The sequence below is a fragment of the Pseudohongiella sp. genome (assembly GCF_040877505.1).
GTDB lineage: Bacteria > Pseudomonadota > Gammaproteobacteria > Pseudomonadales > Pseudohongiellaceae > Pseudohongiella.
Genome location: NZ_JBBDNQ010000028.1, coordinates 218,839 through 239,951 on the forward strand (window position 1 = coordinate 218,839; position 21,113 = coordinate 239,951).

A 21,113-nucleotide genomic window follows, 5' to 3' on the forward strand; every position below is an offset into this window, starting at 1 on the left:
GTGACAGCGTTTAACGGTTATCCGATCTCTGTTTTTCTGGCTGTGCTTTTGCATGGTGTGGTACTGGGCACACTGCTGTTGTTCCAGCAGGCGGAGTCCGAATCGCTGGACCTGGTGCGCCCGCAGGCGGTCAAGGCCTTGCTGGTGTCGGAGAATCCACAGGCGCGTAACGAGCGCGTGCAGCAACAGCAGGTGCAGCAGCAGCGCGAACGTGAACAGCAGGAACAGGCCGCCCGCCAGCAGCGCGAACAGGCGCAGCAGGAACGGGAAAGACAGGAGCAGCTCAGACAGGAGCAGCAGGCGCAGGAACAGGCCCGCCAGACTCAGCTGAGACAGGAGCGCGAGCGCGAGGAACAGGCGCGCGCCGAACGTCAGCGCGAAGAGCAGCGCCGCGAAGAAGAGGCGCGACGCCTGGAGCAGGAGAGGCTGGAGCAACAACGCCAGCAGGAGGCTGAACGTCAGCGCCAGGAAGAACAGGCCCGGGCTGATGCCGCTGCAGGTGAAGCCGCAGAAACCGAAGCGGAAATTACGATGGCCTATACGTCGGTGATTCACGACCTGGTGCAACGCAACTGGTCACGACCACCGAGTGCAAGAAACGATATGACAGCCGTGTTGAGGATCCGACTGGTTCCCACGGGCGATGTGGTGGATGTGGAAATAGTCAGGTCGAGCGGTGATGCTGCTTTCGACCGCGCAGCGGAAAATGCCGTGCGGGCCGTGGGCCGGTTTACCGAACTTCAGGGCATGCCGCCGCGAATGTTCGAACGTAGTTTTCGTTCGCTGTTGTTAACATTCAGACCGGAGGATTTATTAAATTGAACTTACGCAGCCTGCTGGTACTGGTATTGACATGTGTTTTTTCTGCGAGCGTTCAGGCCGCTGAACTGAACATCGAGATCACCCGCGGTGTCGACAATCCCATTCCCGTCGCCGTGGTGCCGTTTGCCTGGGAAGGCGATGGCGCCCTGGACGAAGATGTGGCGCAGATTATCGGCCGCAACCTGGAACAGGTGGGTGAATTCAGAGCTCTGTCGCGAGCCAATATGCTCAGTCTGCCCAGCGAAGAGCGCGAAGTGCACTATCGGGACTGGCGGATTCTGGCGCAGCAGTATCTTGTCATTGGTAAAGTAAGCCGCGTGCCTGGTGGTCAGATGGTGCAGGTGCAGTGGGAATTTTTTGATATCAACCGCGAGCAGAAAGTGCTGGGCGAGGTGCTGACCGGCACTGTCAGCCAGCTGCGTGATATTGCGCATGAAATCAGTGATGTGGTGTACCAGGAAATCACCGGCAGTCGTGGCGCATTTGCCACCAAGATCATGTACATTTCGGCCGAAGGCGCGATCGGCGACATGACCTACAGGCTGCACTACGCGGATTATGATGGTCGTCGTGCTCAGGTACTGCTGGAGTCGCGTGAACCCATCATGTCGCCGGCCTGGTCGCCCGACGGCAGCCAGATTGCCTATGTGTCGTTCGAAACCAATCTGCCGCGCATCTATATCCAGGATCTGGCATCGGGCCAGCGGCGTCAGGTGACCAATTTCCCCGGTATCAACAGCTCGCCGGTGTGGTCGCCCGATGGTCAAAAACTGGCCATGGTTTTGTCCAAGGATGGCAGCCCGGACGTTTATGTGCTGGACCTGGCCACAGATCAACTGACACAGATTACCGATCACCCGCGTGCGGAAACCGAACCAGCGTGGACCCTGGACAGTCAGAATGTCCTGTTTACATCTGACAGAACCGGTCAACCACAGATATACCAGGCTGATCTGACCGGAGGTTTCCCGGAGCGGTTGACCTTCGACTGTTTTTATTGTGCCAAGGCCCAGTTTTTGCCCGATGGGGTGAATATGGTCCATGTCCGTCGTGCGACCCGTCAGGATAACAGTTATAGTATTGCCATTCTGAATATGGAAACCGGCCGGGTCATGACTCTGACAGACACCGCACTTGATGAATCTCCCAGCGTGGCACCAAACGGCAGTATGATCATGTACGGCACAACCTATAATGGCAGGGGCGTCCTTGACGCTGTTTCCATTGACGGGCGTGTAAAGTTCCGTTTACCATCCCCGCAGGGCGATGTACGCGAGCCATCATGGTCTCCGTACCTGAATTAAGGTATTGTTGTACAAGAAGTTGTGATATCGGGCATTGTGGAATTTAATGTAAATAGCTTGTCTATTGGAGGACGCTAATAGTGGGTATGCAGATTAGTAATATTTTTAAAACAGCGGCACTGGCACTGACGATTGCCGGCCTGGCGGCGTGTAGCTCAACCAGCGACACAGAGGAAATGCCGACGGAGACCAACAATACAGCTGCTGCGGATGCCGCTGCTGCCGCGGCCCGCGCCGAGCAACAGCGTCTGGAGCGTGAGCGCATGGAGCGCGAACGTGAAGAGCAGGCTGCGTTGAACACAACCGTGTTCTATTTCGATTTTGATGTTGCTGAGTTCCAGCCTTCGGATCGCGAAACTCTGATTGTGCACGCACGCAATCTGGCGTCCAATCCGAGCCGCAGTGTGCGACTGGAAGGTCACGCAGACGAGCGCGGCACCCGTGAGTACAACCTTGCCCTGGGCGAGCGTCGTGCCAACAGCATCCGCGATTTCCTGATTGTAAACGGTGCTTCGCGCAGCCAGCTGGAAACAGTGAGCTACGGTGAAGAGCAGCCAGCCGTTCGTGGTCAGACCGAAGATTCTTATCGTCAAAATCGTCGCGTCGAAATTCGACCGGCGGGCTGATAAGGCATGAAGCGATTTCTTGCGGTATTTGCAGGTGGCGTGACGGCAGTTGTGTTCAACACGACCGCTTTCGCGCAGGCCGGATCTTCCAATAATGAAGCATTGATGCTGCTGCTGGATCAGTTCCAGGATTTACGCAGTGAGATGCAGACCATGCGGGGTATGGTGGAAGAGCACGGCTATGAAATAAGACGCCTGCAGCAGGATTCGCTTGACCGTTATACTGACCTTGATGCGCGCATCAGCGCGCTGTATGAGGACCTGGGCGCGGTACGTGCTGGCAACAATGCCGGCACGACCCCACCAGCAGCAACGACCGGTGTCTCCGCAGCAGGTTCTGCGGTGACACCGGCCCCGTTGCCATCCACATCACCCGGTAATTCGATGCCTGTTGCCGCCGCAGCGTCGACGCCCCAGGCTGCTCAAGCCATTGGTAGCAGCGCGACTCTGTCGGCAAACACAGGGTCGTCAACCACGGGATCGGCAGCCACGGGCATGCTCACTGAACAGCAGCTATACGAACTTGCACTTGATTCGCTGCTGCAGCAGGAAGAGTATCAGCGTTCCGTGCAGGAGTTTGATCAGTACCTGGCGCAGTATCCTGATGGCCGGTTTGTAACCAACGCCTACTATTGGCAGGGGCAGGCTTACGTTAATCTGTCCATGTTTAATGAGGCACGGAATGCCTTCGAAACCATTCTGCAAGACTATCCTGATGGCCGCAAAATTGAAGACGCCATGTATTCACTGGGCACAGTTTATCATCGCCTGGGTGACAACGCGCGAGCCCGGCAGTTGCTGCAGGATGTCCGTGCGCGATTCCCCAATACCTCTGCGGCCAATCTGGCTGATATCTACATGAGATCGCTGAACTAGCAGGTTGTTGAACCCCAAGTCTAACCCTGCGTCCGGCGCTTTGCTTTCCTCACGAATTTGAGCTCATGAACACATCCGTCAGTTTGCGTATCAACGAAATCTTTTTTTCCCTGCAAGGTGAAAGTAGCACGGTTGGTTTGCCTACCACCTTTGTGCGCCTGACCGGCTGCCCGCTGCGCTGTGGCTATTGTGATACAGAGTACGCCTTCCACAACGGTAAAATGATGCCCATGGACGATATCGTCGCACAGGTGGTCGCAACCGGCGCGCGGTATGTCACCGTGACCGGTGGTGAACCTCTGGCGCAGCCTGCCTGCAGGGATTTGCTGGTTGAGCTTTGTGACAGAGGGCTACGGGTGTCGCTGGAAACCAGTGGCGCCATGGACATCGCGGACCTTGATTCCCGTGTGACCGTGGTCATGGATCTTAAAACACCGGGATCGGGTGAATGCGATCGTAACCTGGAAAGTAATATCGGTCGCCTGAAGCCCCGGGACGAAGTCAAATTTGTCATTTGTGATCGCCGTGACTACGACTGGGCTCGGGCCAAAATTGATCAATACGCCCTGACTGACCGGGTGCGGGAAATCCTGTTGTCACCCGCATTTGGGCAGGTGGCGTATCGGGATCTGGCTGAATGGGTGCTGGCGGATCGTCTGCCTGTGCGTATGCAGGTTCAGCTGCATAAAATTATCTGGGGTGATGCGCCGGGCCACTGACGCGAGCCGTCTCCCGTTGTATGCTATCCCTTTTCCGTTTTCCCAATAAAGACAAGACAAGGCAGAGCAGTGACAGAATCAAATCAGGGCAGCCTCAACAACAATATGAAAAAAGCCGTTATCCTGGTATCGGGCGGGCTCGATTCCGCCACCTGTCTGGCAATCGCGCGCGCTGAGGGTTACGACTGCTACGCCCTGAGTTTTAATTATGGACAGCGTGCCAGCAGCGAGCTGGACGCAGCCATGCGCCTGGCATCAGCATTTTCCGTGCATCAGCATCAGGTTATCCCCCTGGGTATCGGGCAACTGGGCGGCTCTGCGCTGACTGATTCGTCAATGCTCATGCCTGAGTCGGGCGTGGTTGCTGATCAGATTCCTGTCACCTATGTACCGGCGCGAAACACCGTGTTTCTGTCGTATGCGCTGGCGTGGGCAGAAGTGCTGGAAGCAGAGGCCATCTTTATCGGCGTTAATGCGCTGGACTATTCCGGGTACCCGGATTGTCGCCCCGAATTCATTGCTGCCTTCGAACAAATGGCCAATCTGGCGACCCGGATAGGCGTCGAAGGGCGGCCCATCAAAATCAAGACACCTCTGATCGATTTGAGCAAGGCTGACATTATCACCCTGGGGCACCGCCTGGGGGTGAACTACGGTCTGACCGTATCGTGTTACCAGGCGGACGTGCGGGGTCGTGCCTGTGGCCGCTGCGACAGTTGCCGGTTACGGCGTAAAGGCTTTATTGACGCAGGTGTTGATGACCCAACGCCCTACCTTGATGCGCCTCAGGACAGTTGAATTCCGGGTTTTTTGACAAAAATACTTGAGTTTTTTCTCTTGCGTAGTATGATGCGCACTCTCTTTTGCAGGGCGATGGTCCCGGAAAGATTTCCCTTCGGGGGGCGTTAGCTCAGCGGTAGAGCAGTTGGCTTTTAACCAATTGGTCGATGGTTCGAATCCATCACGCCCCACCACTATTTACCTGGTTACTTTTTATTCCTGTTCAGATCATTCTGCAGCTGACCAAAACCTTCCTGAAGAAAACGTCTCGCAGCGCGGTCAACTCCATAGCTATGGTATCATCCGCACTCTTCTTGACAGTATTAAGACCGAATTATGAATCAATCATCTGCACAGGATAACCGACTGGCCGCCGACACCCTGCTGGTGCGCGAGTATCTGGCAGCCGTGCCGCACAAAGCAGCGCCCGATCAGGCCGAAAATCAGCGTTATCGTGATGCCATCAAGGCTTTGCTGAAAGAGCGCAATGCAACGTTGGTCGCCCATTATTATACGGATCCGGAGATCCAGGCGCTGGCCGAAGAAACCCATGGTATTGTGTCGGATTCACTGGAAATGGCGCGCTTTGGCCGTGACTGTGATGCCCGGGTGCTGATGGTTGCCGGTGTGCGGTTCATGGGCGAAACCGCCTCTATCCTCAGTCCTGAAAAAACCGTACTGATGCCGACCACGGAAGCCACCTGCTCACTGGATATTGCCTGCCCCATCGACCGTTTTTCAGCGTTTTGTGATCAGCACCCCGATCGTGTCGTGGTGGTTTATGCCAATACCTCGGCAGCCGTGAAAGCGCGCGCCGACTGGGTCGTGACCTCAAGTATTGCATTGGAAGTGGTAGAACACCTGAAAGATCAGGGTAAAAAAATCCTGTGGGCGCCCGATCGTCACCTGGGCCATTACATACAGCACAAAACCGGTGCCGATATGTTGCTGTGGGACGCTGCCTGCATTGTGCATGAAGAGTTCAAGGCCAAAGGCCTGATGGACATGAAAACACTGTATCCGGAGGCAAAAATACTGGCGCATCCGGAGTCGCCATCATCGGTGCTGGCCATGGCTGATGTCATCGGTTCCACCAGCCAGTTGATCAGGGCCGCGACGGAATTGCCGGATCAGACTTTTATTGTGGCCACCGACCAGGGCATTTTCTACAAAATGCAGCAACAGGCGCCGAACAAGACGCTGATCGTCGCCCCGACAGCCGGCAACGATGCCAGTTGCCGAAGTTGCGGCAGTTGTCCTTGGATGGGCATGAATTCCCTGCAGGCCATGTACGAGTCATTGCGTGACGGTAGTAATCGTATTCAGGTCGACAGGGAGCTGGCCACCAAGGCCATGGTGCCACTGCAGCGCATGCTGGATTTCTCGCAGCAGCGTCAGTTAACCGTCAAGGGTAAAGCCTGATACCTGATTAAGAGCCTGATCAGCTTCTGCCTTCGTTCCGCTCGCGCTGCAGGGTCTCGACATCGCTGATGCGTTGGCGCAGGCGCGCGATCAACGGGATGTTCTCCTCGCGGCCATTTTCGATGCGCAGGGCATAACTCAGCTGTTCACGCGCGCTGCGGAAATCACCCACCAGAATGAAGTACTCGGCCCGGGCCTGGTGCACCTTGCTGATGTCACCGGCCTGACCCTGAGTCTCGGCAATCATATACCACAGGTTGTGATCATCGGGCCGCCGCTGGACGTGCGCTTCCAGAACCCGGACGGCCGCATTGTAATCGCGGGTCTCGATCAGCGCGTCAGCTTTGGCCATGGTGAGCGGATGGTTGGCCGGATTTATACGCAGGTGATGCTCTATGTATTCCAGCGCCTGGTGCGCCTCACCGCTGCCGATCAGGATATCGGCTTTGCTGACCACATAGGTGATGCGGTTGGCCTCTTTGGCCAGCAGTTGTTCCATCAGATCCAGCGCCCGGTCGTACTGCTCGTCCTCGAAGTAGGCCATGGCCAGGCCATAACGCGCTGCATCAGCAGGGCGGCTGTCCATGTCGTCCTGCAAAAGCTGATTAAAGTCGATGATGGCATTGGCCTTGTTGGCCTCATAATGAACCTGCACACGGGCGCGCATCAGCTGATATTCGAGATCGTCCGGCGCGGCGCGTGCCGGATACTGGTTGGCGCGGCTGCGGGCATCCGATACGCGTGATTCGGTTACCGGGTGGCTGAGCAGAAATTCGGGTGGCCGCGATGAAAACCGTGACATGGCCACCAGGCGCTCAAACAGGCTGGCCATGTCATCGGGATCATAGCCCGCGTTGTAGAGCGTGCGCAGGCCCAGACGGTCAGCTTCTGCTTCGTTCTGGCGGGAGAAGCGCAGCTGGTTCTCTATCGAGCGGCCCTGCGCTGCCATGACGGCTGCCGGGCCCGCGCTGCTGCCGGTGCCCATCAGCACCACGCTGGCGAGCAGGGTGGCCAGTTCCGGGATTCGCCGACGCTGAGCATCTTCAACGCCGCGGGCAAAATGTCGCTGGCTGACATGGGCCAGCTCGTGGGCGATGACGGAAGCAAATTCACCTTCCGTGTGTGCGTTCAGAAACAGACCGCCGTTGACGCCGATAACGCCGCCGGGTGCGGCAAATGCATTGAGCGCAGGACTGTCGATGATGACAAAGGCCAGACGGTAATCCTGCAGGTCGCTGTGTACCGCCAGGTTATGAGTGAAATTGACCAGGTAATCATTCAGCAGGGGGTCGCTGATGGTCGGCGCACTGCGGCGCACCGAGCGCAAGAAGTCACGGCCCATTTTGTATTCGTCGTCCAGCGAGTAAATGCCGGATATGCGATCGCCCAGCGTCGGCAATTGCGTCTGGCCAATACCCGGTGCCGAGGCGCCTAACAGCGCAACACTGACTGCAATGGTGGTAATGTGACGAAATCTGCGCATAAAAAAGACCGACTGCTGATGGTATCTGCTGGCTCGCTTAAGTAGACCGATAATAGCACAAATAATTCCATGGTCTGCAAAGTCGGACCCTGGCGGTAAAGGCCTCAACACAGCGCTATGCAGGGCTTCCCATTGCTTGATAAAATGCGGGCCTATGGGAACTCATGCTGATCAAGAACTGGATGTCACCGGGCTGCAATGCCCGATGCCACTGCTGAAAGCCAAACTGGCGCTGAATGCTCTGGCACCCGCGCAGATACTGAAGGTTATTGCCACAGATCCTGGCTCCGAGCGGGATTTTCACGCCTTCGTACAACAGAGCCGACATCAAATCCTTGCATTTGAAAAGCACGCTGAAACCTACAGTTACTGGATACAGAAAGGCTGAGTTGACCATGCGCAATTTTTTCAAGGGATTTGTTGACCGTTATTTTCATGACGAAGAGGCGGTGATCTTTACCCTGATACTGCTGACGGCCCTGGTGGTTCTGCTGACAATTGGCTCCATCATCGCGCCGCTTATTGCTGCGCTGATTCTGGCCTATCTGCTGCAGGGTCTGGTTGGCACGCTGCAACGCCTGGGACTGTCTTATCTGCTGGCGGTTGTCATCGTGTACACGCTGTTCATCAGTGCCTTCACCGCCGTGTTGCTGCTGCTGCTGCCGCAGGCCTGGCGCCAGGCAGCGTTGCTGGTCAATGAGTTGCCCAGATTGATCAGCGAAGGACAATCCTTGTTGTTGTTGTTGCCTGAAAGTTATCCGAATTTGTTAACGGAATTGCAGATTCAGGAGTTTATCCGGGGTTTGCGCGGCGAACTGGCGTTGTTCGGCCAGTATGTGGTGTCGTATTCCATCGCCAGCATCCCGAATATTTTCTCCTGGCTTATTTTTATCATTCTGGTGCCGGTGCTGGTGTTTTTCATGATGAAAGACAAGACCGTGCTGGTGAACTGGGTTGCCGGTCTGCTGCCACGGCATCGTCCCCTGATGCGGCAGATCTGGCAGGAAATGGATCTGCAGGTTGCCAACTATGTGCGCGGCAAGGCGCTGGAAATTGCCATCCTGGGTTTTGTCAGTTACATCGCATTCATGCTGATGGGAATGAATTACTCGTTGTTGTTGTCTATTCTGGTAGGCCTGTCAGTGATCATTCCCTTTATCGGGGTTGCAGTGGTGGCCGTCCCGGTTGCTGCGGTATCCTATGTGCAATGGGGCATGGGCAGCGAATTTGTCACTATCATGGCGATTTACACGGTGATTCAGCTGCTGGATGCCAATGTCCTGGTGCCGATCATTTTCTCCGAGACGGTGAATCTGCACCCGGTTGCGATTATCGCTGCGGTATTGGTATTTGGTGGTCTGTGGGGGCTGGCAGGGGTGTTTTTTGCCATCCCGCTGGCCACCCTGATCAAGGCCATCATCAACGCCTGGCCCACCCATCAGGACGTTGGTGGCCCCTAGCGATTTTTCGCCGGCCGCGCGCTGTGGTAGAGTCTGCAGCCTGAGGCGGTGCGCGCAGGTTTTTTTTAGACGTTTCAAGTCGAGGTTTGCATGATTCAGGGCAGTATTGTTGCCATCGTTACACCGATGTTAGCCAATGGTGATATTGATTATCCGGCGTTTGACAGATTGCTGGAATGGCATGTTGAAAGCGGCACCAATGCTGTGGTGGTGATGGGCACGACCGGCGAATCACCGACCATGAGTATGGACGAGCACACGGCTGTTGTTGCCCGTTGCGTCAAAACCATCAATGGTCGTATTCCGGTCATCGCCGGCACGGGCTCCAATTCCACCAGCGAGGCCATTTACTACACCCAGGCTGCCAGGGACCACGGCGCAGATGCCTGTCTGCTGGTCACGCCCTATTACAACAAGCCCAGCCAGGAAGGCCTGTATCAGCATTTCAAGACCATAGCTGAAAGTGTGGATATACCACAGATTCTGTACAACGTACCGTCTCGCACCGGCTGTGACCTGCTGCCCGAAACAGTCGACCGGCTGGCCGATCTGAAGAATATAGTCGGTATCAAGGAAGCGACCGGCGATCTTGATCGCGGCAGGCATGTCATCAGCCTGTGCGCTGAACGCATCGCTATCTACAGCGGCGATGATGCCACCGCGATGGATCTGATTCTGATGGGGGCCAAAGGCAATATTTCCGTCACTGCCAATGTCGCACCGGCGCAGATGCATGAAATGTGTCGCCTGGCGCTGGCAGGAGACAGTGAAAAAGCCAGTTTGCTGAATGCGCGCCTGGCCGGTCTGCATAATGCACTTTTCCTCGAGTCCAATCCGGTGCCGGTAAAATGGGCATTGTTCGAACTGGGTTACATCCAGAACAGTGTCCGCTTGCCTCTGGTGCCATTGAATGACGCGTATCGAATTCCGGTCCGTGAAGCCATCCGGCATGCCGGGCTAGATTAATTCGTCACAGGTTGAACAGTCATGTTGTTAGCAAGCACCCGAATAGATAAGTTCCGATTGTTGCGCACGTTGCCCGTGATATGGATGGCTGCCAGTTTCAGCGCCTGTTCATGGCTGGGTGTGGGCGGGGAGGATGGCTGGTTGCGTGATCGCCAGGGCGAGTACCTGCGCGCAGAGATCACCGCCCCGATGGAGATACCGCCGACTCTGGACAGCTACACCATTGACGAGCTGTACTACATCCCTGAAGAGGCGCCGGGCGATCGTGCTCTGTATATCGTGCCGCCAGCACCCAAGCCCATCGACTCACGCGTTCGTGAAGGTGTTGTAGTGCAGCGCTTTGGCGAGCGCGCCTGGATCGTGATAGGCGCCACCAGCGGACAGGTATGGCCAAGGCTGCGCGATTACTGGTCAACCGAAGACGTCGATTTACATGTTGAAAGCCCGGAAACAGGGGTGCTGGAGACAGTCTGGTTGCCGCAGGCCGATACGGATGTGCGGCACAAATATCAGGTCCGGGTGGAGCCCGGTCTGCATGCGGGCAACTCGGAAATCTATGTTCGCCATGTCAGTGATAACGGTGAGCGTGCGGCCAGTGAACCGACACAGTTTCCGGACGAATCAGACAGTCAGGAGCGTGAGAATGTGATTCTGGCGTCAATTTCCCTGTATCTGGCAGATCGTACCGACCTGTATCGCGCCTCATCGGTATCGATGCTGGCCGGCAGTATTGAAGTTCAGGGCAAGGCCCGCGTTGTGGCCGCGGATGCCGGTGACACCCGGCTGGAGCTCAGAATAGATCTCGATCGCGCCTGGAGTCAGCTCAATCAGGCCATCAACAATGCCGAGATCGAGATACTGAACACTGATCGTGACGAACTGGTATTTCAGGTGGCGTTCTCGGGTGATGAAAATGAAGAAGAGCCCGGTTTCTTCGGTCGTCTGTTTGGTGGTGGTGACGACAATGAAACCATCAATTTTGATATCAGCGTGACTGAAACCGAACAAGGCGTCAGCGTGCGTGCGGTACCGACATCAGGGCAGCCAGCGCCTTACGAGCAGGATCTGTTGATCCGAACGATCAACGACAATCTGATCTGACGGTGATCATGACAGAATCAGTGTCGCTGGTTCTCGCCCTTGGTATGGCAGGTGCAGCCCTGATACTGGGGGTGCTGGTGGCAGTTCTCATCCTGCGTATGCGCTATCGCGATCGCATCGTGGAATTGCAGACCCTGCTGCAGCAGGAACAAATCCAGACCCAGGAAAAGCTGGCGGTGCTGGCGCAGGCGCGTGAGGAGATGCGGGCGCAGTTTCGTGTGCTCGCCAGTGATGTGCTTGATGAAAAAACGCGCCGTTTCAGCGAAACCAGCCGTCAGGGCCTGGGCGATATTCTGTCGCCCCTGCAGGAAAAAATCAGCCGCTTTGAAAAGAAAGTGGAGGAGACCTACAACCGCGAAGCCAGGGAACGGTTTTCGCTGGAAAAGGAAATCAAAAACCTGCAGGTGCTCAATGCCCGCATCAGCGAAGATGCGCTGAACCTGACCCGGGCGTTAAAAGGGGAAAGTAAAACTCAGGGTGCCTGGGGCGAGTTTATTCTCAGTTCGATTCTGGAAGCATCCGGGCTGGTAGAAGGTCAGCAGTATGAGACCCAGCGCAGTCTGGAGATTGCACCGGGTGATCATCCGGAGGCGGGTAGTGCGCGGCGCAGCCAACCTGATGTGCTGGTCTACCTGCCCGACAATCGCCAGGTTATTGTTGATGCCAAGGTCTCCCTGACTGCCTACGAGCGTTACTGTTCAGCGGAAAGTGTGGAAGATCAGGCTGAGTTTCTGCGTCAGCATGTGCTGTCGCTGAAGACACACATCCGCCAGCTTAGTGACAAGCAGTATCAGAACCTGCCGCAGGTAAATTCGCTGGATTTTGTGTTGCTGTTTGTGCCCATCGAACCGGCATTTTCCCAGGCCCTGCAGCACGAGCCGGAATTGTTCAATATTGCTTTTGATCGCAATATTGTACTGGTGGGTCCATCAACCTTGCTGGCTACCTTGCGGACCATTCACAATATCTGGCGTTATGAACAGCAAAGCCGCAACGCTCAGGATATTGCCCGTCGCGCGGGCGCGCTGTATGACAAGTTTGTCAGTTTTGTTGCCGATATGGATGACCTGGGGCGGAAACTGGACGCAGGCAGGCGCAGCTATGACGCAGCCATGAACAAACTGCAAAGCGGCAAAGGCAATCTGGTGAGCCGGACTGAGCGCCTGAAAGTGCTGGGCGCGCGTGCGAGCAAACAACAGGATGCCGAGCGCCTGCAGCGGGCGCTGGAAAATGACATTGAGGATGAAGGTGATGAACAGCCTTGAGCCAATGAGCACCCCCGAATTGACCCTGGAACTGGAAGCGTTCCTGCACTGCCCCACGCCCGCCCCCTGGCTCGACTGGGCCTTGCAGAATCAGACCCTGATGTTGATTGATCACGCCAACTGCGAAAAAAAAGCCGCCTCCAATGCCATGGGTCTGATGTATCGCCATGTCGCACACACCGACCTGTTAACCAAAATGTCGCAACTGGCGCGCGAAGAGTTGCTGCATTTTGAACAGGTGGTGACGCTGATGGCCGAGCGTGGCATTACCTACGAGCGGATCGGGCCATCACGTTATGCAGCGGGTTTGCGCGACCACATGCGCACCGACAAGCGCGAACAGGCACTGACTGACAGCCTGATTGTGGGCGCCATTGTTGAAGCCCGTTCGTGCGAACGCTTTGCCAGACTGGCCCCCTTGCTGGATGCAAAACTGGGCAAATTCTATCTCAGTCTGTTGCGTTCGGAGGCACGGCATTACCGGGATTATCTGACCCTGGCAGCGCAGTATACCGGGGAGGATATCAATCCGCGGGTGCAACATTTTCTGGCAGTGGAAAAGTGGTTGATTGAATCGGAGGATGAGGAGTTCCGATTCCACAGCGGTGTGCCCCGCAAAATCTGAACAGCCTGAGCAGATTGGCGTAAACGCAGGTCAACGCCAGGCGAACTATTCTGCGCAGCGCTGGGGCCTGATCAGGTTCGACCCCAGACGCTGCTCCAGCGCGTCCAGCTGATCGCAGGGGATGGCATTGTTGCCCGAGAGCACGACGCTGGTCAGGGACGTAACCGATAACAACCCAGAGATGTCGTTCAGCGCGTTGTCGGGTGCATTGACCGAACTCAGACGAGTCATGTTACGAAGCTCGTCCAGATGTTCCAGCCAGTTGTCGGCGAGATCCAGGTAGCGCAGATTGTCCAGTTGCTCGATGCCAGCCAGGGTCTCTATCTGCAGTGTCGGGCAGGCGATAATTTGCACATCACTGCCGCTGCTCATGTCACGTTCCCGCATGGCAACGTTGATACAGCTTTGCAGGCCAGCGTCCGCCACCGCAACTACGTGCGTCGGGCGTGGATCGTAGAGCACGTTCTGGTTGACACTGACCGAGAACTTGCGGGCGCAACCGGCCAGCAGTACGCAGCTCACGGCCAGGGTTACAAGTACCAGGGTTCGGTATTTGGCTGTCATCGGCCTGGGTGTCAAAGGTCTGGGTGTCAAAGCGTTGCGGGCGTCCATAGCAGCAGTCAGTCCGTGCCGGGGTTGGAGGTTCAGGAGTGAAAGCATACGGGCTGGCGGCCAATCTGTACACTGGAAATCGCGCTTCAGTCGGTTTAGTATGCTGGCCGTTAACTGAATTCTTTACCAAGACAGGATAAAACTATGAAAAGTATTCGCGCCTCGGGCCTGGGCCTGGCGGTTTCGCTGGCTGTACTGGGTGGCTCTGTGCAGGCACAGGACCTTGATCTGACCGACGAACGTGCCCGGATCGGCTACAGTGTCGGGGTTAATATCGGGCAAAATCTTGTCATGCAGGGTTTGACCAATGATATTGACATGGATGCGTTCATGGCCGGTTTGAGCGATGTCGTCGCAGGCGAGCCGCAGCTGACCGAGGAGGAAGTGGTGCAGGCGCTGACCAGCTTTCAGCAACAACTGATAGCGCGCGAAGAGGCAGCACAGGCTGCGGCACAGGCGGAAAGTGAGGCCTATCTGGCCGACAATGCCCAGGCCGAAGGCGTCACCGTGACGGATTCGGGTCTGCAGTATCTGGTGCTGGAGTCCGGCGATGCGGGTGGCACGTCACCGCAGGCTACCGATTCAGTGTTGGCGCATTACGAAGGCCGTTTTGTGAATGGTGATGTGTTTGACAGCTCCATCGAGCGCGGCGAACCGGCGCAGTTTGTGCTGAACCAGGTCATTCCTGGCTGGACAGAAGGTCTGCAGATGATGAAGCCGGGCGACAAATGGCGCTTGTTCATCCCGTCCGATCTGGCCTACGGCCCGGGTGGCTCAGGGCCGATTCCACCACATGCAACGCTGATTTTTGACGTCGAGCTGCTGGAGGTTAACCCGGCGCAGTAAGTCGATACGGCTGTTACAGAAACGGGTTCTGCAACAGCCTGCTACGCAGTCACAGTGATACAGGAATTCCGTGGATAAACTTTCGTTTAATGAAGGCTTGTTGCAGTTCTTGCGGCAGTCACCAACACCGTTTCATGCCGTGCAAACCATGCAGTCAAACTTGCAGGCTGCCGGTTTTGAATTGCTCAATGAAGAAGATACCTGGCACCTTGAGTCGGGTAAGCGCTACATTGTGCAGCGCAATGGCTCATCCATTATTGCTTTTACGCTGGGGCAGGGCGATCCCGCCGAGTCCGGGTTCCGGATGACCGGGGCGCATACCGACAGTCCCTGCCTCAAGCTTAAACCCAATGCAGTCATGCCCGTCAATCCACAAACCGGCAGTGCCCTGCAGTTTGCGGTGGAAGTTTACGGTGGTGCTTTGCTCGCGCCCTGGTTTGACCGCGATCTGTCGCTGGCCGGTCGGGTGGAATATCGTCTGGCTGATGGCAGCCTGGGTTCGGCCCTGCTGGACTGGCAGCGCCCGCTGGCCACGGTGCCCAGCCTGGCGATACATCTGGACCGTGAAGCCAACTCCAACCGCACCATCAATGCGCAGAAGGATATGCCGCCGGTGCTGGCACTGGAAAGTTCTGCGGCAGATTTTGATTTCAATGGCTGGCTTGTTGAAGCCTTGCAGACGCAGCAGGGCATCACCCATGTGGCTGGCGTGCTGGCGCATGAGCTGTATTTTTACGATACCCAGGCGCCTGCGATGGTGGGGCTGCACAACGATTTTATTGCCTCGGCACGGCTGGATAATCTGCTCAGCTGCTATGTCGGGCAGCAGTCTTTGCTGGCTGATCAGCAGGCAAACGCTGACGGTTTTAATCTGTTGGTGTGCAATGATCATGAAGAAGTGGGCAGCAATTCCGCGTGCGGCGCGCAGGGGCCTTTCCTGCGCTCGGTGCTGGCGCGCATCAGTGCCCGGCTAAGCTCGGGCGATGCCGCCGAGTGTGTCGAGCGTATGATACGGCGGTCCCTGTTTCTGTCCATAGACAACGCCCATGGTCTGCATCCCAATTTTGCCGACAAACATGACGGCAATCACGGTCCCTTGCTCAATCAGGGGCCGGTTATCAAGGTTAATGCCAACCAGCGTTACGCCACTAACAGTCGCACCACGGCCCTGTTCAGATCCCTGTGTGAACAGGCTGAGGTGCCGGTGCAGACCTTTGTCGTCCGCAGCGATATGGGCTGCGGCAGCACCATCGGCCCGATTACTGCTTCCGGCCTTGGTGTGGAAACCATTGATATTGGGGTGCCGACTTACGGCATGCATTCCATTCGCGAGTTGGCGGGCAGTGATGATGCCTGGTACCTGGCGCGCGTCGTGCAGCGTTTCTACCAATCCTGATCTGCTTTTTCAGTTATTGCTTGCCAGCGTGCTAGCTGCGTGTCCGGTTTTGCTGTCGGCGTCGCTGGCGCCGTATGAATCGCATGGGCGCGACCGAGTCGGCGACCGGTGCGGGCAGGGGACTGGCTTCACCAAGCGCCAGACAGGCGATGTGTTCGGCCAATAACGGGCAACTTGCAGTGCCATGTGACCCGTGTCCGGTGCTGATAAACAGTCCGGGCAGCACCACATCCGGCAGCGCCAGGTCGGGCACGGGGCCGGCAATGGGCATGTAGTCACCGGAGCTGCCACGGATACTGGCCCGGCCACGCAAGGTGGTGGGAGCCTGCAGCTTCAGCTGGGCCCGCACAACGGCCGACTTTTCCAGATTCTCGTCCTGCTCTTTTTCAGTCAATACCGTGTCTATCGCGCCCTTCACGTAACTGGCACCGATGCAGTGCTGGCCTTGTTTATCCTGTGGCGCCAGGTATCTTTCGCTGCACACGACCATGTTGAGAGCGGCGCTGTTGTTGTTGGCAGGCACCTCGGTGATCTGGCCCCGCAACGGCGATACCGGATACATCGAGGTCTGACTGAACTCTCGTGCGGCATAGCTGTTGGCGATAACAAGGATATCGCTGTTGCCAAGCGCGTGCCCGTTGCTGTCGTATGTGAGCCATTGCGCCCTGGTTTGTCCGGGAACAGTAGCCGCCTGCCCAATGGCAGCGACGCGGGTCTCCCGGCGCACTGTGATCAGGGGATGCTCCAGGCACAGCCGACAGGTTGCTGCCGGGTTCAGCCAGCCACCGCGGGGCTGCAGGAAACCACCTTCAGGCAGACTGATGCCGCTGATGTGCCGGGTCTGCTCAGCGCTGACTCTGTGCAGCAGTTGTGAAGGGTAGTGTGCATACGCCGTGTCGGCGGCTGTCTTTTTTTCGGGCTGATGGCGGGTATTGGTGTAAGCACTGTCCAGTGTCAGTACGCCGCAACTGTGCCAGTCAATGGCGTTGTCACCGATACGGGCAAGATCGTCGTAGAAGCGCAGTGCGTACAGATAACTGTGCAGATGGAACTGCCAATGGGTGTCTGCCTGTTTGTTAAGTCGCATTTGCAGCACCGCCTGTGCATTGCCGGATGCGCCCTGTGCAATATCAGACAGATGTTCCAGTACGGTGACCTGAATACCACGCTCGGCCAGTGCGCGGGCGGCGGTTGCGCCGGCCAGACCGGCGCCGATGACAACGGCGGTTGGTTTTGCTGGCTGAGGCTCTTCACCCAGCTGAGGCTCTGAACCAGTGTCGGTTGACTTGCACGCGAACAACATTTGCCGTTTGTTGCCGTAGCCTTTGCGTTTTTCGACGTCAAACTTCAGTTCACGCAGCGCTCTGACAACACGGCCGGTCACACTGTAACTGCTCAAGGTGGTGCCCGGCCTGCTCATCCGCGCAATGGTGGCGAGGATGTCCTGGCTCCATAGATCCGGGTTATGGGCGGGGGTGAAGCCGTCCAGGAACCAGGCGTCGATGTGCGCGTGCGGGCTGGCCTGTTGTTGCAACAGGGTCAGGGCGTCACCATAGTACAGATCAAGTACAACAGCAGGGTGGCTGCCATGATCGCCCGGTGCGCGCAGGATCAGTCGATGATAACCGCTGCTGTGATCCGGGTATTGGGCCAGCAGCTGGCGGCTGAGCTCTGTCAGTTCCGGCCACTGTAGCAGCGCCTGTTGCAATGCCGCCCGGCTAAGCGGGTGTTTTTCGCAACTGATAAAGTGCAGCCGCAGGCGCTCACAGCCGGTTTGTTGCCACAAACGCCAGCAACTCAGAAAATTCAGTCCGGTGCCAAAACCCAGCTCGGCGATGGTGAAGACGCGGTTATCTTCCCGCTGATCTGCTGCCAGCCAGCGTTGACTTAATGCGTTGGCATTGAGAAAAACGTGATCAGTTTCGGCCATGCCGCCCTGTCGGGAAAAATACACGTCGTCGTAGTCCGGAGAGTACGGTGCGCCGTCTTCCTGCCAGTGGATAGTGGCGTTTTGGATGTCAGTGGGATGGGTCATGCCGGTGATTGTACCGTATTTGTGGGGCTTGCAATCGCCGTGTGAAATACAGGGCTGAGTGGTGTAAAATGCGTTGCTTGAGAATTTTGCCCACGCTCTGAACCGCATTCTGACAGGATATTTCATGGAAATTAGCCCCTTACTCCATAAAATCAAAGACTTTACCGAGCGTACCGATACGCTCAGGGGGTATCTTTGACTACGATACCAAACAGGAAAGGCTGACCGAGGTCGAGCTGGAGCTGGGCGAATCCACCGTCTGGGACAAGCCTGAGCTTGCGCAGGCGCTGGGGCGTGAACGTTCGAGTCTGGAGCAGGTGGTCGGCACCATTGACCGGCTTTACACCGGACTGGCTGACAGCCGGGAACTGCTGCAGCTGGTCAAGGAAGAGGACGATGCCGATCTGCTGGAAGAAGTGGTGTCAGAACTCGACAAACTGGAGACGGAACTAAACGCACTGGAGTTCCGCCGCATGTTTTCCGGCAAGATGGACGCCAACAGCGCGTTTCTGGAAATTCAGTCTGGTTCCGGCGGTACCGAAGCCCAGGACTGGGCCGAGATGTTGATGCGCATGTACATGCGCTGGGGCGAAGACAAAGGTTTTGCTGTTGAAGTCATGGACGTGTCTGCCGGCGAAGTCGCCGGCATCAAGGGCGCCACCCTGCATTTTGGTGGTGAATACGCTTTTGGCTGGTTGCGCACCGAAACCGGCGTTCATCGTCTGGTCAGAAAATCACCCTACGATTCAGGTAATCGCCGCCATACCTCCTTCAGTTCGGTTTTTGTGTCACCGGAAATCGACGACGATATCGAAATTGATCTGGACATGTCGCAGGTCCGCGTAGACACCTTCCGCTCCAGCGGTGCCGGTGGTCAGCACGTCAATACCACCGACTCTGCCATCCGTCTGACGCACGAGCCCAGTGGTATTGTGGTGCAATGTCAGAATCAGCGCTCCCAGCACAAGAACAAGGATCAGGCAATCAAGCAACTGAAGGCGAAGCTTTACGAGATGGAAGAGCTCAAGCGCAAGGAAGAGGCGCAGGCCGTGGAAGCCGACAAGGCCGATATTGGCTGGGGCAGCCAGATTCGATCCTATGTGCTGGATCAGTCGCGCATCAAGGATCTGCGCACCAACGTGGAAAATACCAATACCGGGGCCGTGCTTAACGGTGACCTGGACCGTTTTATCGAAGCCAGTCTAAAAATGGGATTGTGATCAGATGAGTTCTAGCAACAGTAACAGCAACGACCCGACCCGAACGCAAGCCGGCGCGGAACCCGCGCTCAGTGCCCAGGAAGAGAACAAACTGATCGCCCAGCGTCGTGACAAACTGCATGCCATTCAGGCCACTCGCAATGCGTTTCCCAATGATTTCCGGCGCGACACGCTGGCCAGTGACCTGCATGCCGAATTTGCCGACACCAGCCGCGAAGACCTGGAGAAACTCGCACGCAAGGTCAGGGTGGCAGGCAGGCTGATACGTCAGCGTGGCCCGTTTTCGGTTATTCAGGATGGCAGCAGTGAGCCATTGCAACTTTACGTAAACCACAAGGCCCTGTCTCCCGAACAGATGGAAGAAATCAAAGGCCTGGACCTGGGGGACATCGTCGGCGTACACGGTGAAGTTTTCCGTACCGGTAAAGGTGAACTCACCGTCAACGTGGCGAGTCTGCAGCTGCTGACCAAGGCACTGCGCCCCTTGCCTGACAAATGGAAAGGCCTGTCCGACACTGAAGTGCGTTATCGTCAGCGCTATGTTGACCTGATAGCCAATGAAGAGTCGCGTCGGACATTCAGGCTGCGCTCCAGGCTGGTCAACAGTATGCGCAACTACTTTCAGAAACATGATTTCATGGAAGTGGAAACGCCGATGATGCAAGTCATTCCCGGTGGTGCTACTGCAAAGCCCTTTGTGACCCATCACAATGCGCTGGACCAGACCATGTACCTTCGTATTGCGCCGGAGCTCTATCTCAAGCGCCTGGTGGTGGGTGGTTTTGAACGGGTGTTTGAAATCAATCGCAACTTCCGTAATGAAGGCCTGTCAACGCGGCACAATCCCGAGTTCACCATGGTCGAATTCTATCAGGCCTATGCCGATTACAACGATATGATGGATTTTACCGAAGACATGTTCCGCAGCATTGCCATGGAAGTGCTGGGTACTACCGAGTTGACCTATCAGGGATTGACCATCGATTTTGCGCAGCCTTTTACCCGCCTGCCGGTCAAGCAGTCCATCCTCAAGTACTGTCCGGAAGTCAAGCCGGAGCAACTGGAAACGCGCGAAGCAGCGGAGGCCCTGGCCGTGACCTACGGCATCAAACCAGAAGCGAGCTGGGGCGTTGGCAGACTCGTGATGGAGATTTTTGACGAAAAAGTTGAACATCACTTACTGCAGCCAACGTTCATCACTGAGTACCCGACGGAAGTATCACCGCTGGCCCGACGCAACGATGACAACCCTGAGGTGACCGACCGCTTTGAGCTGATGATTGGCGGGCGTGAACTGGCCAACGGTTTCTCCGAGCTCAATGATGCAGAAGACCAGGCTGCGCGCTTCAGGGAGCAGGTAGATCAGAAAGACGCCGGCGACGATGAGGCCATGCACTACGACGCCGATTACATTACGGCGCTTGAATACGGCATGCCGCCAACAGCCGGCGAAGGTATTGGCATTGATCGTCTGGTCATGTTGTTTACCGATGCGCCATCGATCAAGGACGTGCTGTTGTTCCCGCATATGCGTCCGGTCAAGGATCCGCTGTGA

Annotated in this window: 20 protein-coding genes and 1 tRNA gene; 18 read left to right on the forward strand and 3 right to left on the reverse strand. The window is 56.5% G+C overall.

From position 1 onward, the window contains the following. The 8 genes from WD071_RS10620 (at position 1) to nadA (ending at position 6,549) form a co-directional block, all read left to right on the forward strand. Positions 1–822, forward strand: coding sequence for an energy transducer TonB (locus WD071_RS10620; protein WP_368048350.1), 822 nt, complete (start codon positions 1–3; stop codon positions 820–822). Next, complete coding sequence (tolB, locus tag WD071_RS10625; protein ID WP_368048351.1) at positions 819–2,126, forward strand: Tol-Pal system beta propeller repeat protein TolB; 1,308 nt, start codon at positions 819–821, stop codon at positions 2,124–2,126. Before WD071_RS10620 ends, tolB begins: the two co-directional genes overlap by 4 nt. An 86-nt stretch (positions 2,127–2,212) precedes the next feature. Further along, entirely contained in the window at positions 2,213–2,752 is a 540-nt protein-coding gene (pal, locus tag WD071_RS10630; protein ID WP_368048352.1) for a peptidoglycan-associated lipoprotein Pal, read from the forward strand. A 6-nt stretch (positions 2,753–2,758) separates the two neighbouring features. Beyond that, positions 2,759–3,628 carry a tol-pal system protein YbgF gene (gene ybgF, locus WD071_RS10635; RefSeq protein ID WP_368048353.1) on the forward strand — a complete coding sequence of 290 codons (870 nt, stop codon included), beginning with the start codon at positions 2,759–2,761 and terminating at the stop codon, positions 3,626–3,628. Between the two features lie 65 nt (positions 3,629–3,693). Further along, positions 3,694–4,347, forward strand: coding sequence for a 7-carboxy-7-deazaguanine synthase QueE (gene queE, locus WD071_RS10640; RefSeq protein WP_368048354.1), 654 nt, complete (start codon positions 3,694–3,696; stop codon positions 4,345–4,347). Between the two features lie 105 nt (positions 4,348–4,452). Beyond that, complete coding sequence (queC, locus tag WD071_RS10645; protein WP_368048382.1) at positions 4,453–5,145, forward strand: 7-cyano-7-deazaguanine synthase QueC; 693 nt, start codon at positions 4,453–4,455, stop codon at positions 5,143–5,145. Positions 5,146–5,246: 101 nt separating this feature from the next. After that, positions 5,247–5,321, forward strand: a tRNA-Lys gene (locus WD071_RS10650). 142 nt (positions 5,322–5,463) lie between these two features. Beyond that, positions 5,464–6,549, forward strand: a complete 1,086-nt coding sequence (nadA, locus tag WD071_RS10655) for a quinolinate synthase NadA (RefSeq protein ID WP_368048355.1) — start codon at positions 5,464–5,466, stop codon at positions 6,547–6,549. Positions 6,550–6,568: 19 nt separating this feature from the next. On the opposite strand, the gene WD071_RS10660 is transcribed toward nadA, so the two are convergent. Further along, entirely contained in the window at positions 6,569–8,032 is a 1,464-nt protein-coding gene (locus WD071_RS10660) for a M48 family metalloprotease (protein WP_368048356.1), read from the reverse strand. A 154-nt stretch (positions 8,033–8,186) separates the two neighbouring features. On the opposite strand from WD071_RS10660, the gene WD071_RS10665 reads away from it, so the two are divergent. From WD071_RS10665 to WD071_RS10690, 6 genes are all read left to right on the forward strand, one after another. Further along, positions 8,187–8,420 carry a sulfurtransferase TusA family protein gene (locus WD071_RS10665; protein WP_368048357.1) on the forward strand — a complete coding sequence of 78 codons (234 nt, stop codon included), beginning with the start codon at positions 8,187–8,189 and terminating at the stop codon, positions 8,418–8,420. Between the two features lie 7 nt (positions 8,421–8,427). After that, the gene (locus WD071_RS10670; RefSeq protein ID WP_368048358.1) at positions 8,428–9,492 is read left to right on the forward strand and encodes an AI-2E family transporter; all 1,065 of its coding nucleotides are present in this window, start codon (positions 8,428–8,430) and stop codon (positions 9,490–9,492) included. A gap of 90 nt (positions 9,493–9,582) precedes the next feature. Further along, positions 9,583–10,458, forward strand: a complete 876-nt coding sequence (dapA, locus tag WD071_RS10675) for a 4-hydroxy-tetrahydrodipicolinate synthase (RefSeq protein ID WP_368048359.1) — start codon at positions 9,583–9,585, stop codon at positions 10,456–10,458. 21 nt (positions 10,459–10,479) lie between these two features. Further along, positions 10,480–11,559, forward strand: coding sequence for an outer membrane protein assembly factor BamC (gene bamC, locus WD071_RS10680; RefSeq protein WP_368048360.1), 1,080 nt, complete (start codon positions 10,480–10,482; stop codon positions 11,557–11,559). An 8-nt stretch (positions 11,560–11,567) separates the two neighbouring features. After that, a complete protein-coding gene (locus tag WD071_RS10685) occupies positions 11,568–12,824 on the forward strand; it encodes a DNA recombination protein RmuC (protein WP_368048361.1) in 1,257 nt (418 codons plus the stop codon). Then, on the forward strand, positions 12,811–13,449 hold the full coding sequence (locus tag WD071_RS10690) for a tRNA-(ms[2]io[6]A)-hydroxylase (protein WP_368048362.1): 639 nt from the start codon (positions 12,811–12,813) through the stop codon (positions 13,447–13,449). Before WD071_RS10685 ends, WD071_RS10690 begins: the two co-directional genes overlap by 14 nt. A 45-nt stretch (positions 13,450–13,494) precedes the next feature. Here WD071_RS10690 and WD071_RS10695 read toward each other — a convergent pair whose 3' ends face one another. Then, positions 13,495–14,061 (reverse strand): hypothetical protein, encoded by a 567-nt coding sequence (locus WD071_RS10695; RefSeq protein WP_368048363.1) that lies wholly within the window; start codon positions 14,059–14,061, stop codon positions 13,495–13,497. Positions 14,062–14,205: 144 nt separating this feature from the next. Between WD071_RS10695 and WD071_RS10700 the strand changes: the two genes are divergently transcribed. Both WD071_RS10700 and WD071_RS10705 read left to right on the forward strand, forming a co-directional pair. Next, positions 14,206–14,907, forward strand: a complete 702-nt coding sequence (locus tag WD071_RS10700; protein ID WP_368048364.1) for an FKBP-type peptidyl-prolyl cis-trans isomerase — start codon at positions 14,206–14,208, stop codon at positions 14,905–14,907. A gap of 70 nt (positions 14,908–14,977) precedes the next feature. After that, complete coding sequence (locus WD071_RS10705; protein WP_368048365.1) at positions 14,978–16,303, forward strand: M18 family aminopeptidase; 1,326 nt, start codon at positions 14,978–14,980, stop codon at positions 16,301–16,303. Between the two features lie 31 nt (positions 16,304–16,334). Here WD071_RS10705 and mnmC read toward each other — a convergent pair whose 3' ends face one another. After that, entirely contained in the window at positions 16,335–18,338 is a 2,004-nt protein-coding gene (gene mnmC / locus WD071_RS10710) for a bifunctional tRNA (5-methylaminomethyl-2-thiouridine)(34)-methyltransferase MnmD/FAD-dependent 5-carboxymethylaminomethyl-2-thiouridine(34) oxidoreductase MnmC (RefSeq protein WP_368048366.1), read from the reverse strand. Between the two features lie 124 nt (positions 18,339–18,462). Between mnmC and prfB the strand changes: the two genes are divergently transcribed. Next, a protein-coding gene (gene prfB / locus WD071_RS10715; RefSeq protein WP_368048367.1) for a peptide chain release factor 2 occupies positions 18,463–19,558 on the forward strand; the annotation gives its coding sequence in 2 pieces (ribosomal slippage) (positions 18,463–18,534 and positions 18,536–19,558; 1,095 coding nt in all). Between the two features lie 4 nt (positions 19,559–19,562). Next, complete coding sequence (gene lysS / locus WD071_RS10720) at positions 19,563–21,113, forward strand: lysine--tRNA ligase (protein ID WP_368048368.1); 1,551 nt, start codon at positions 19,563–19,565, stop codon at positions 21,111–21,113.